This window comes from Streptacidiphilus sp. MAP12-16 (genome assembly GCF_041262165.1).
In the GTDB taxonomy this organism is placed as follows: Bacteria; Actinomycetota; Actinomycetes; order Streptomycetales; family Streptomycetaceae; genus Streptacidiphilus.
The window spans coordinates 153,883-166,111 of sequence record NZ_JBGCBY010000002.1 but is presented as its reverse complement, the minus strand read 5'-3'; the positions used below and the strand labels follow the sequence as shown (position 1 = coordinate 166,111).

The following is a 12,229-nucleotide window of genomic DNA, read 5'->3' as shown; positions in this document are numbered from 1 at the left end:
TGACGATGGTGCATCAACTGACGACGGTTCCGCCGATATTCTCCCCCTTTCCTCCTGCCATTCACCCTTGCCATGAGGTGATCGACCGGCGGACTGCCGAGTGGGCAGCCATGTTCGGCATAGGTTCGGCTGAGCTGCGTAGTCAGCTCGTCACGCACAACATAGGGACGTTCGCCGCGCGGATCCTCCCCGGCGGGCGGGAGGAAGTCGTCGGGATACTCGCCGACTTCGTCCTGTGGCTTTTTGGCGTTGATGACGGCTGGTGCGAGGAAGGCGAGTTGGGGAGACGTCCGGGAGAACTCCTCGGTGTTCTCTCCAGGCTGCTTCGGGTGGCACAGAACCCGGAAGTGCCCATGCTTCTGGAGGATTCCCTTGCTCTGGGCCTGCGCGATCTGAGGCGCCGGATCTCCGAGTTCGGGACCGTCGGCCAGGTGGCACGATGGGTGGATGCCCTGCGTGAGTACTTCCTCTCCGTGGTGTGGGAAGCAGAGCATCGCGCTCGTGGAACCCTTCCTGACCTGAACGACTACACCCTCATGCGCATCTACGACGGCGCAACCTCGGTTGTCCCACCTCTGCTGGAAATGGGACACGGATACGAACTCCAGCCTCACGAACGGGATCAGACTCCGGTTCGCGCCGCGGCCGAGATGGCCTATTTCGTCATCTGCTGGGACAACGACCTGTTCTCCTACCACAAGGAGAGCAGGACCGGCCGGTACTTCCTCAACGTGATCCGGGTGCTGGAGAACTCACTCGGCATCACACCCGAGCAGGCCCTCTCCATGGCGATCGCCCAGCGCGACCGCGTCCTCTGCCTCTTCGTCCGCCTGTGCGACAGCCTGCGGACTCATGGCAGCCCGCAATTGCGGCAGTACCTCGACAGCCTCGAAACGTTCATCCGCGGCGCTCAGGACTGGGGCATCAGCTCTCTGCGCTACACCACCCCGGACGATCCGGCGGACCTCCCCGCGGCCTTCCGCGCGACACCCACCGACGACAGCCAGGAACCCTTGGGTATCCCGGCGATCTCCTGGTGGTGGGACCTCCTTCCCAAGGAGGACGGAACCCGCCCAACCCGGGAACCGGAGCACCGCTCAGCCCTCTACGCCCTGCCCGACGCCGCAGCGCTTCGCAGCGCCTAGTGGCTGCTCACGGGATAGCACCAGGTCCAGCAGAAGGAAAGGAGCACGGGGTGGCAGCTGTGCCGCAGTCGATCCCGCGCGCACTCGGAGGGCTCCCGTTCCTCGGCCATGTCTGGCCGTTGTGGCGCGATCCGCTGGGGTTCGTGAAATCCCTCAGAGACACGGGCGATCTGGTCCGGGTCGACCTGGGCACCCTGCCGGTCGTCTTCGTCAACAGCGCCGAACTGGCCCACGCGGTGATGGTCACCCACGGGCCCAGTTTCGAAAAGGGCAGGTTGTTCGACCGCATGCGCCCTCTGGTGGGCGATGGTCTGGCCACTGCCGGCGGCAAGGTCCACCGTCGGCACCGCAGACTGATGCAGCCTGCGTTCCACCAGGCGCGCATCGCCGGCTACTGCGACATCATGAGCGACCGGGCCAGGGACCTGGTCGACTCATGGGAGCCGGGGCAGCTCATCGCCGTGGAGCAGGTGATGGGCGAGTTCGCGGTCGGCACGCTGGCGGCGACCATGTTCTCGGCCGAGATCGGCCGTCCGGCCGTGGAAGCGGTCCGCCGGGACGTCCCGATCATCCTCAAGAACATGCTGCTTCGTGCGGTCTCTCCACAGATCCTGGACCGGCTGCCGATCCCTCCCAACCGCCGGTTCGACGCCGCCGCCGCGCGACTGCGTCAGGTCATCGACGATGTCATCGCTGCGACACGCCACGCCGGCGACACCGACCAGCCCGACTTGCTGTCGACGCTGCTGGCCGCCCGTGACGCGGACACCGGCGAGGCGCTGAGCGACACCGAGGTCAGGGATGAACTCGTCACGATTCTGTTCGCCGGAACCGAGACCACAGCCTCGACGCTGAGCTGGGCGTTCCACGAAATCGGGCGGCACCCCGAGGTCGAGGCGCGCCTGCTCGCCGAGGTCGACGCTGTGGTGGGCGATGAGCCCGTGCGCTTCGAGCATGTGGCCCAACTCGCCTACCTCCGCCGCGTGCTCGACGAGGTGATCCGTCTGCACGGAGTGACCCTGCTGATGCGCCGGGCAACCGAGCCCGTGGAACTGGGTGGGGTCACCCTCCCGGCGGGCACGGAAGTCGCCTTCAGTCTCTACGCTCTGCACCAGGACCCACGCCTCTACACGGAGCCGGAGCGCTTTGATCCCGACAGGTGGCTTCCGGAGCGGCGCGACGGCCTGCCCAGAGAGGCATTCGTCCCGTTCGGCTCAGGTGCCCGCAAGTGCATTGGCGACGCCTTCTCCTGGGCGGAGATCACCATCACGCTGGCCACTGTCCTGGCCCGATGGCGGCTGCGTCCCGTTCCCGGTCACACCACCCGGGAAGCCACCGCCGCCATGCCCCATCCCGACCACCTCCCTATGACGGTTGTCCCGCGAGACGGCCAGGATCCAGGTGTCGTCGCGGGCACGGGTGGGTCAGGGGTTCGCCGGAGAGGGTGAAGGGTCGCGCCGTGGTACGGGCAGGCAACCGCGGCGGGCAGCTGAACGGCCACCGGCGCAACCGCCGGTGGCCGAACAGTCAGTAGCTGAACTGCTGGATCTGCGCGTCGTTCGGGCCGTAGGTCCAGCCGGTCCGGGTCGACGGATCGAGCTGAATGGCGTTCTCCGACCCGCCGTGGCCGCCGATGGTGAAGCCGGTCAGGGTGCGGAGCACCGTGCCCGTCGTCAGGTCCACGATCACCAGCTGGCCGGTGGAGTTGTTGTCCGGGACCCACATCCCCGCGCCGAAGTACGCGGTGCCCTTGGGCGTCGCGTACGAGACCACGGCGATCTTGTGTGCGCCGTCCACGGCGAGGCCGACCGGCTTGCCAAGCCGTACGGTAATCCCGGCGCCTGCGGCGCCAGTGGTTTCGTCGAGCGAAGCGATGACGCCGGTGGGGACGATGTTCACGCTGATCGCCGTGGCCGAGAGGTTGTAGAGGGTGCCGGCGCCGTCCGAAGCGATGCCGTGGCTGCACTGCGAGGTGGAGCCGGCGGCCGTCACAGCCCTGGTGGCGAGGTCGATCCGGGCCACGGTGACGCTGCCGAGGCAGTTGAACGGTCCGGCGGCCTTGGCCAGGAGGACCTCGCCCGAGGAGGGGTCGACGCTGAGCAGGTCGTACATTCCGGCCGACACACCGGTCAGGTCGGCGGGGATGGGCTGCCCGGTGCTTCCGGTGCCGAGGTCGACCGGCAGCACCAGGTCCGCGCGGCCGGCGCCGCGCAGGAGCAGGGCGCCCCGGTCGTGGATGGTGTCCACCCGTCCGGTGATGTAGGTGTAGTCGGCCGCGGGCAGTGTGCTGGCGCCGACGAGCGTGTCGGTGGCGGTGTTCCAGGTCTCCACCCGTACGTCGCCGCCGGCGGTGGAGCGGTGCACCAGCAGGACCCGGCCGGCGGCGACGCCCAGTACCTTGTAGTCGGAACCGGCGCCCGGGTCCGAGGTGATGACGGCCCCGTAGCGGCCGGACGCGGTCGAGTAGTGCCGCACCTCGGTACCGCCGGAGGTCGTGGCGAGGGCCGCCACGGAGTCACTCCCGGCCGTGGCGAAGCTCAGCACCGTCGAACCGCCGGGGGCGAGCCCGTCGTCGAAGATCAGCGTGGACAGCGGGGACGCCTGGCCGACGACGTGCCCGTTCCGGTCCAGGGCGAGCACCCGCACCCCGTAGCTGTCCGAGCTGATCAGGCCCAGTGCCACCGGGTCCAGCCGCACCGATCCCGACCTGCCGGTCAGCACGCGGTGGACAACCGAGGAGCCGTCCACCCCGTCGTCGTCCAGGGCGGTGCCGTTGGCGTTGGTGAACGTGTTGAGCGAGCCGTGGAGGGTGGGGGCGGGCGCGGAGATCTCCACCTCGGCGGCGCGCACCCCGCGCACGGACCGTACGTCGTAGCGTAGTTCGAAGGTGGGGGCAGCGCGGGTGACCTCGATCGTGTGGCCCTCGACGCCGTTCGCCCCAGTGAGGGTCGGCGCGGCCGGGCGGTCCGCGGCGGTGCTGCCGGCCACCCGGATCGGCGCGAACTCCCCGTACGCCACTCGCGTCGGGATGCCGCCGAAGCCGGCCTGGGCGACGCCGATTCCGTAGATCCCGCCGCCGCCGTCGAAGGCGTCGGCCGGGATGGTGACGGTGCCCTTCGGCGAGGTCAGCGCCTGGTGCCAGGCAGGTGTGAAGATTGGCGCGAGCAGCGGGTTCCAGTGGCCGACGGTGGAGAGGACGAGCTGCGGCGACGAGGTACTCGCCACTCCGGTCAGGTCATAGGACACGGTGACGGGCTGCCCGGCCGCGACGGCTGCCGGGGCCTTGGGCGCGGCAGCCTCGGCATACGTGCCGTCGGTGGGACCGACCGCGAGGGTACGGGTGGCGGTGGCGCGGGTGCGGCCGTCGATTACGACCCGGTAGGTGACGGTGAGGCTCCGGTCGGCGGTGGCGATGACCGGGAGCCCGGCGGCGGTGAGGAGCTGAGTCGGCGTCACCCGTATCGCGGGCATGGTGGATCGGAACACCGTGGAGCCGATGGTGAGGGTGTACTCGGCATGGCCGGTGACACCGGTGACGTCCCCGGCGAAGGTGACCGGGCCGACCAGGCCCTCGCCGGTGCCGCCCGAGGCGCGGTTACCGAGGTCGATGCGGCCCGGGTCGGTGGTCTCCAGGAAGGCGCCGCCGAGGCCGCCGATGGTGACGCGGTGGGCGACGGACAGCCGGACGAGCGCGGGTCCCCCGGTGTCCCGGCCGAGCGCCTTCTGCACGGCGGCCGTGACGTCGATCTGAGGGCCGACGTGCAGGGCCCGGTCGATCTGCGCCGGGGTGGACACGCTGCGGCCGGTCTGCTCCAGGACGTCCCGGACCCGGGCGGGGGTCAGGTGGTGGCCGCCGAGTCGTCCGGCCTGGAGCACCACGGCCGCGGCGGCGGCGATCTCGGGTGCGGCGGCGGACGTACCGCCGTTGAGGGACACGTTCACGTCCTGCGGGGTGCCGTGGCCTGCGTGGGAGAAGGCGATGATGTTGTCACTTGGTGCGGAGAGGTCCACACGGCTGCCGAAGCCGGAAGAGAAGCCGCTGATCCTGGTCTCGGCGGTGGTGGCGTCGCCGCCCGGGCCGGCGGCCAGCGTGTCGTCCAGGGTGCTGCCGCCCGCGGCTATGGCGCCGCTGTCCGGCACCAGGGAGGGCGTGGTGGACTCCGCGTCGTCGTCGATGACGGTGGCCCGGCGGGAGTCGGTCGCGAGGTCGGTCGGGGTGCTGCCGCCGTCGGGGCCCACGGACGCCGGGGTGTAGAGGCGGGTGCCGTCGTTGGAGGAGATCGACACCACGATGCCGTCCCGCACGATGGACGCGACGACCGAGCGGATGAACGGATCGTCCTCCAGGTAGCGGCCCGGGAAGCCCGCGCTGTCGGTACCGAAGCCGAGGCTGGCGGTGATCACGTCGGGCCGGGGTGACTGCTGGGCGGCGGCCAGCAGCGCGCCCGCGATCTGGTCGGTGGTCGGCTGCTGCGGAACGACCAGACGGTAGTTCGAGCCCGGAGCTATGCCGAGCAGGTCGGTGTAGCCGCTACCGGTCGCCTCGGGACGTTGCCGGTCGTGGGTGAGCGGCGCCATCACGCTGAAGTCCAGCATGACTTCGCCGAGGGAGGCGTCCTGGTTCTCGGTGGAAGCGGCGCCGTCGAGACCGCCGGAGTCCTTCGCCACGTAGGTGGGGATCAGCGGCATCGACGGCAGGTCGAGGTAGCGCTGCCCGCCCTGGAGCACGGTCGTGGGGCCGTTGCCCTGCACGTACGTGTCGCCGGCGTCGGCCATCGACTGGTCGGTGAGGTCGCCGATCGACACGTTGGTGATGGTCTCGCCGGCACCGGGCTGCTGACCGTAGCGGCCCTGCAGCAGCGAGAACGCGCCGACCGCGTCCACGCCGCCCGCGTTGAGGAAGGCCTGCGAGGAATTGGTGAGGGCGTCGTTGGTGGGCACGGCACCCGACGGCGTCCCTACCGTGCGGGCCGTCTTCTTCGGGTACGCGCTCTGCGCCGTCGCCGGCAGCGGCATGGCCCCGGTGTTCATGGTGTTCACATAGCGGTCGGGCTCGGCGTAGGCGATGCCCGGCGTGCCCTGCAGGGCACGGGCCACGGCCGCCGAGTCCCGCTGGGTGGTCTGCACGACGTAGCTGCGGTCCAGTCCGGGGGCGGACTGCCGTACCAGCGGGTGCAGTGAAGTGGCGCCCACCGTACGGAACTTGGCATCGAGGGCGGGGCTGCTGGTGTGCGGAGCGCGGGCCGCCAGGCGGGTACCGGGCAGGAGCCGGCCGGTGACGGAGGTGCCCTGATCGAGGGTGACGAGGACCTGGCCGGGGATCACACCCTGGCGTTCCTTGGGCGGTACGGGCGACGCCTGCCCGGCCGAGGTCGTGTCCAGGGGCGTACGGACGGATGGGGGCGCACCGCTCGCGGGCACTGCGACCGCGGCGGACGCGGCGGCGAGGGTCAGGACGACGGCGACGCGGACGAGACTGCTGCCCGAGGGGTGGGCACGCGGCATGGGATACCTTCCGGGGAGGAGCAATCGCACACAGACGACAGGGCCGTGGGCCCGCCGGGATCGTGTGGATCGCCGCAGGACAACGCCCCTTTCTCCAGGCGAAGATGTCAACCGCTGCGGATGGGGCACAAGATGCGAGAGTGGCTGACTTGCGCCAAGTGGCGGCTGGTGGCTAGGAACGACCGGAGCGGAAATGGAACTTGACGTCCTAGGACTCAGCGAGGAAACACAAGTCGTCTACACAGCCCTGGTCGGGCTGCCCCGCAGCACCGCCTCGGCGCTCGCTGAAGCCTGCGCACTGTCCGTGAGCACGGCGGGGCGGCTGCTGTCCGGCCTGGTGAAGGACGGCCTGGCGACCCGGTCTGCGGGCCGGCCGCCGCACTTCACCGCGGCCGCCCCGGACGTCGCGGTCACCGCCCTGATCCAGGAGCGTGAGCACCGGCTCGACGCGGCCCGCTCCCTGGTGCAGCAGCTCGTCGAGACACACCGCGAGGCCCACCGGATCAGCAGGCCGGACATCGCGGTGGAACTCCTGACTGACTGGAAGGACATCAGCGCAGCAGTCCACCGGCTCACCACCGGCTCCCAGCAGCAGGTCCGCGCCTTCGACCGGCCGCCGTACATCGACCGCCCGGGCAGCAACCTGGAGGACCAGGTCCGGCGCCGGCGCACCGGAGTGACGCACCGGGTGATCTACGACCGGGCGGCGGTGGCCTGGCCCGGGCGGCTGGCCGCGGACATCCTGCCGAGCATACGGACCGGTGAACAGGCCCGGGTGCGGAGCGAGTTGCCGCTCAAACTGGTGATCCGGGACAGCCAGACGGCGATCATCCCGTTCAGCCTCGCTCCCGGCGGCCACTCGGCGGCGTACCTCATCCACCACTCACCGATGCTCGCCGCCCTGGAGGCCCTGTTCGAGGCGGAGTGGGAGCGCGCGGTGCCCCTGAAGGACACCAGCCCGCTCGGCGAGCGCTCCGGGCAGCCGGACGCCGAAACCCGCGCGCTGCTGGCGCTGCTCACCTCCGGCAGTACGGACGCGGCGATCGCCCGCACCCAGGGCTGGAGCCAGCGCACCACGCAACGCCGAATCCACCGGCTGATGACCGAACTCGGCGCGTCCACCCGCTTCCAGGCCGCGGCACTGGCGGCCCAGCGGGGCTGGCTCTAGGCCGGCCGGCTTGCGGGCTGAGCTGGTGACTGGTGCGCCACGGTGTCACGCGCCTTCCCGCTAACGTTTTCAGGGAATCCTTGCCCAGGATGTCGAAATCGTCGCGCGTGCTTCTACCTATCACTGAGAACGCCTGACCAGGGCGTGGAAGCTTTGAGGAGCCGGCCATGAAGTACATGCTGTTGATGCAGTTCAGCGAGAAGACGGCGGACTTCCCGGGAATCGGGACCTGGACCGCGGAGGAGGTCAAGGCGCACATCGCCTTCATGATGGACACCAACAGGAAGCTCACCGATGCCGGGGAGCTGGTCGACGCCCAGGGGCTGGCGATGCCGGAGACGGCCCGGATCGTCCGCTCCCACGTCGGCGGCACGCCCGTAGTCACCGAGGGCCCCTTCCCCGAAACCAAGGAGTTCCTGGCCGGCTACTGGATCGTCGACTGCGACAAGCCCGAGCGGGCGGTGGAGATCGCCGCGTCCATCTCGGCCGCGCCCGGCCCCGGCGGCGCCCCGCTGAACATGCCGATCGAGGTGCGCCAGGTGATGTCGGCACCACCCGAGGAGATGTGAGCCCTGGCTGACGCGGGCGTGAGCGCCGAGGACCTGCTGCGCGAGCTGGCGCCGCAGGTCGTCGGCGTGCTCACGCGGCGTTTCAGGGACTTCGACGCCGCCGAGGATGCCGTCCAGGAGGCATTGCTGGCCGCGGCGACCCAATGGCGGGACGAGGGTCTGCCGAGCAATCCGCGTGGATGGCTGGTCCAGGTCGCGAGCCGCCGCATGATCGAGCAGGTGCGCAGCGAGCAGGCACGGCGCCGCCGGGAGGAACTCGCCGCCAACCAGGTGCCCGTGGACCGGCAGTGGGCGCCGGCAGCGGACGACGACGAATCCCCTGACCGGGACGACACGCTGATCGTGCTGTTCATGTGCTGCCATCCCGCGCTGTCACCGGCGTCCGCGATCGCGCTGACCCTGCGGTCGGTGGGAGGCCTGACCACGACCGAGATCGCCCGCGCCTTCCTGGTGCCCGAAGCGACCATGGCGCAGCGGATCAGCCGGGCCAAGCAGCGCATCAGGACCTCCGGAATCCCCTTCGGTATGCCCGGCCATGACGACTGGGCGCCTCGACTCGAAGCGGCGTTGCACGTCCTGTATCTGATCTTCACCGAGGGATCCACCAGTAGTGGCGGCCCCCACGTGCAACGCGTCGAGCTCTCGAAGGAGGCGATCCGGCTGGCCAGGGCCGTGCACGAGCTGCTCCCCGACGACAGCGAGGTCACCGGACTGCTCGCGCTGATGCTGCTGACCGATGCCCGGAGCCCGGCGCGCACCGGCCCAGGCGGCGAGCTGATCCCGCTGGCCGAACAGGACCGCGACCTGTGGGACGGCAACGCCATCGCCGAGGGAGTCGCGCTCATCACCGCTGCCCTGCCCAAGGGCCCCGTGGGCCCTTACCAGGTTCAAGCGGCGGTAGCCGCAGTCCACGACGAGGCGGCGACGGTCGAGGAGACCGACTGGCCCCAGATCCTCGCACTGTACGGAGTACTGGAACGCATCTCTCCCACTCCCGTGGTGTCGCTCAACCGCGCCGTCGCCGCCGCCATGGTGCACGGCCCGGCCGTGGGCCTCGACATCCTCAGGGCCTTGGAGTCGGACCGACGCCTGGCGGGGAACCACCACCTGTACGCCGCCAGGGCCCACCTCCTCGAGATGGCCGGCGACTTCGGGGCCGCGATCGAGAGCTACCGCGCAGCCGCGAACCGCACGACCAGCCTGCCGGAACGGCACTACCTCACCATCCGGGCCGCCAAGCTCGCCGCGCCGCCCACCCCGACCCCGACCGGCCATGGCACGCAGACCCCATGACCGCCGCCGTGATCGAGGCGCCGGGGTCAGGCGGGGCAGTTGTGGTAGGCGGCCAGAAGCCACCTGCCGTTCTGGCGGGTGAGGGTCCAGGTGGCGACCACCCAGCGGTCGTCGGGGGCTTCGGTCTCGCCGGCCATCACGACAGCGCTCCTGGTGACGACGATGGCGGCGTCGGCGCCGAGATGGCGGACGCTCTGCACTTCGTCCCGGACCTGGCTGCCCTTGAGCGGGCCGGCGAAGGCCGCCGCCATGCGGTCGCGGGTCGCTGCTCGGCCGGTGCTGTAGGAGCCGGGCAGGATCGAGGTCGCGTCCTCGGTGTAGGAAGCAACCAAGCCATCGGCGTCGTTGTCCGCCCAGGCCTGGTAGAGGTTGTCGAGCACGGCGAGGACCTCGCGGTCCTTGGTGTCGGTCATGGTCTTTCCTTCCGTCGGTGTGCTGCCTTCACCGGTACATACCTGGCGGCACGCCGCGGCTCATCGCTCGCGCGGCGATGACTTTCGGGGAACCTGCCGGTATGTATGGGCGCCGGGACCTACGCGAGTGATGGAGGACAGGATGGCGACATCGACCAGCGAGGCCTTCACGGTCGAGACCAATCCGTTCCGGCGGGAGCTGCTGGCGCACTGCTACCGGATGCTCGGCTCGGTGCACGACGCCGAGGATCTGCTGCAGGAGACCTTGCTGCGTGCCTGGCGGGCGTACGACCAGTACGACCCGAGCCGCGCGGCACTGCGCACCTGGCTCTACCGCATCGCCACCAACGCCTGCCTGACCGCGCTCGAGCAGCGCAGCCGACGCCCGCTGCCCTCCGGGCTCGGCGCGCCGCCGGGCGACGATCCCGAGCAACCCCTGATGCGGGGCGAGGAGGTGCCGTGGCTCCAGCCGATCCCCGACGCGATGCTCGGCGACCCGGCGGGCGTGCTGCTCTCGCGGGGTTCGTTGCGGCTGGCCTTCGTCGCCGCGATGCAGTTCCTGCCGGCCCGGCAGCGGGCCGTGCTCATCCTGCGCGAGGTGCTGGACTGGCCCGCGGCCGACGTGGCCGCGACGCTGAACATGACGACCGCCGCGGTGAACAGTGCCCTGCAACGGGCCAGGGCCCGGCTCGGCGAGGCCGGGCTGGGCGAGGACCAGATCGACGAGCCCGCCGATCCCGGCCACCGCGCCCAGATCGAACGCTATGTCGTCGCCTTCGAGAACGCCGACCTCGCGGCTCTGGAGAAGCTGCTGACCGATGACGCCGTACTGGAGATGCCACCGTTCCTCAACTGGTACGTCGGCCGCGAGCCGTACATCCGCTTCATCGCACGCGTCTTCACACTCCGGGGCACGGACTGGCGCATGGTGCCGGCGCACGCGAACGGACAACCCGCGCTGGCCGCCTACACCCGCGCCGGGGATGGCGGGTATGTCCTGCACACCCTCCAGGTCTTCACCGTCACGGAGTCGGGAATCAGCCGCAACACCACCTTTCAGGACCAGGACCTGTTCGCCTACTTCGGCCTGCCCGAGCGGATCACCGGCGCCGAGGACTGAGGTGGAGGCGTTCGCCGGCCACCGGACTGCTGGTGCGGGTCAACTCCCTTTGCCGCCATGCTCCGGGAGGGTCTCCGTGATGGCGCCGGAAGGCTGCGGCGAACGCGTAGGGCGAGCCGTAGCCGATCACGGTGGCGATTTTCGCCAGGCCCAACTCGCCGTTGCGTAGGTAGTCGCGAGCCAGGGTCATTCGCCAATCGGTCAGGTACTGCATCGGAGTCTGGCCGAGCGCGTCTCGGAAGGTTCGTGCGAATGCCGCCCGGGACAGTCCGCTGATCTCGGCGAGCTCGGGGACCGACCAAGGGTGCCCGGCATCCTCGTGGATGGCTTGCAACGCTGCGTTCAGCCGGGGATCTGCCGACGCCCGGTACCAGCGAGGTGCGGTGGTGCTCTGACGGAAACTGGTACGGATGGCAAGAACCAGAAGTATGTCGAGGAGCCGGTCCAGCACAGTGGGCTGACCTGGCTCCGGGGAAGCAAGCTCGCGGGACAGCAGGCCGATCACGTCGCGCAGGGGATCGCCGACGCCTGCCGAGAGTGGCAGCACCTGGGGCAGCGCATCAAGCAGGCCGCTGCCGATGTCCCCCGAAAACCGGTAGGCGCCGCACAGGAACACCGTCGCCTGTGGGTCCTCCGAGCGTCCCTCGCGACCGTGACGGGCCCGGAACTCCTCCGGTTCGAGGCAGTCGGCGCCGGGTTCATGGCCGATGTAGTGATCGGGGCCCCCGCGGACAAGCGTCACGTCGCCCGGCGAGAGCTCCATCGGGATGTGGGAGTCGTCGTCGAACCACAGCCACCCCCGCCCCCGCACGACAGCATGCACCGCGAGCTGCACAGAGCCCCCCAGTCGCAACCCCCAGGGGGGCGCGGCCACCGTTCGAGCAAAAACAGCGCCGGAAGCGCGCGCTCTCGCGAGGTGGTCGTACAGCAGATCCATGCGCCAAGTATTAAGCAGGACAATCACAGCGGTCAATTCTGTGAGTGTTTGAAACAAAGAATGGAGAGGATCACGCATT

The 12,229-nt window shown here is 70.0% G+C and carries 9 protein-coding genes; 6 read left to right on the top strand and 3 right to left on the bottom strand.

Translation table 11 applies throughout. The features are described 5' to 3' along the window. Positions 1-5: 5 nt before the first annotated feature. Positions 6-1,145: a selina-4(15),7(11)-diene synthase gene (locus tag ABIA33_RS02770; RefSeq protein ID WP_370076500.1), complete on the top strand. Its 1,140-nt coding sequence runs from the start codon at positions 6-8 to the stop codon at positions 1,143-1,145. A 50-nt stretch (positions 1,146-1,195) separates the two neighbouring features. After that, a complete protein-coding gene (locus ABIA33_RS02765) occupies positions 1,196-2,593 on the top strand; it encodes a cytochrome P450 (RefSeq protein WP_370076498.1) in 1,398 nt (465 codons plus the stop codon). Between the two features lie 79 nt (positions 2,594-2,672). Here ABIA33_RS02765 and ABIA33_RS02760 read toward each other — a convergent pair whose 3' ends face one another. Continuing rightward, entirely contained in the window at positions 2,673-6,650 is a 3,978-nt protein-coding gene (locus tag ABIA33_RS02760; protein WP_370076496.1) for a S8 family serine peptidase, read from the bottom strand. A gap of 193 nt (positions 6,651-6,843) precedes the next feature. Between ABIA33_RS02760 and ABIA33_RS02755 the strand changes: the two genes are divergently transcribed. The 3 genes from ABIA33_RS02755 (at position 6,844) to ABIA33_RS02745 (ending at position 9,680) form a co-directional block, all read left to right on the top strand. Then, positions 6,844-7,818 (top strand): helix-turn-helix domain-containing protein, encoded by a 975-nt coding sequence (locus tag ABIA33_RS02755; protein ID WP_370076494.1) that lies wholly within the window; start codon positions 6,844-6,846, stop codon positions 7,816-7,818. Between the two features lie 167 nt (positions 7,819-7,985). After that, positions 7,986-8,387, top strand: a complete 402-nt coding sequence (locus tag ABIA33_RS02750; RefSeq protein WP_370076492.1) for a YciI family protein — start codon at positions 7,986-7,988, stop codon at positions 8,385-8,387. Positions 8,388-8,405: 18 nt separating this feature from the next. Continuing rightward, positions 8,406-9,680, top strand: coding sequence for an RNA polymerase sigma factor (locus ABIA33_RS02745; RefSeq protein ID WP_370076490.1), 1,275 nt, complete (start codon positions 8,406-8,408; stop codon positions 9,678-9,680). Between the two features lie 26 nt (positions 9,681-9,706). Here ABIA33_RS02745 and ABIA33_RS02740 read toward each other — a convergent pair whose 3' ends face one another. After that, complete coding sequence (locus tag ABIA33_RS02740) at positions 9,707-10,093, bottom strand: SgcJ/EcaC family oxidoreductase (protein WP_370076488.1); 387 nt, start codon at positions 10,091-10,093, stop codon at positions 9,707-9,709. Between the two features lie 142 nt (positions 10,094-10,235). On the opposite strand from ABIA33_RS02740, the gene ABIA33_RS02735 reads away from it, so the two are divergent. Continuing rightward, positions 10,236-11,213, top strand: coding sequence for a sigma-70 family RNA polymerase sigma factor (locus ABIA33_RS02735; RefSeq protein WP_370076486.1), 978 nt, complete (start codon positions 10,236-10,238; stop codon positions 11,211-11,213). On the opposite strand, the gene ABIA33_RS02730 is transcribed toward ABIA33_RS02735, so the two are convergent. Continuing rightward, on the bottom strand, positions 11,194-12,150 hold the full coding sequence (locus ABIA33_RS02730) for an AraC family transcriptional regulator (RefSeq protein WP_370076484.1): 957 nt from the start codon (positions 12,148-12,150) through the stop codon (positions 11,194-11,196). The genes ABIA33_RS02735 and ABIA33_RS02730 overlap by 20 nt on opposite strands. Between the last annotated feature and the right edge of the window lie 79 nt (positions 12,151-12,229).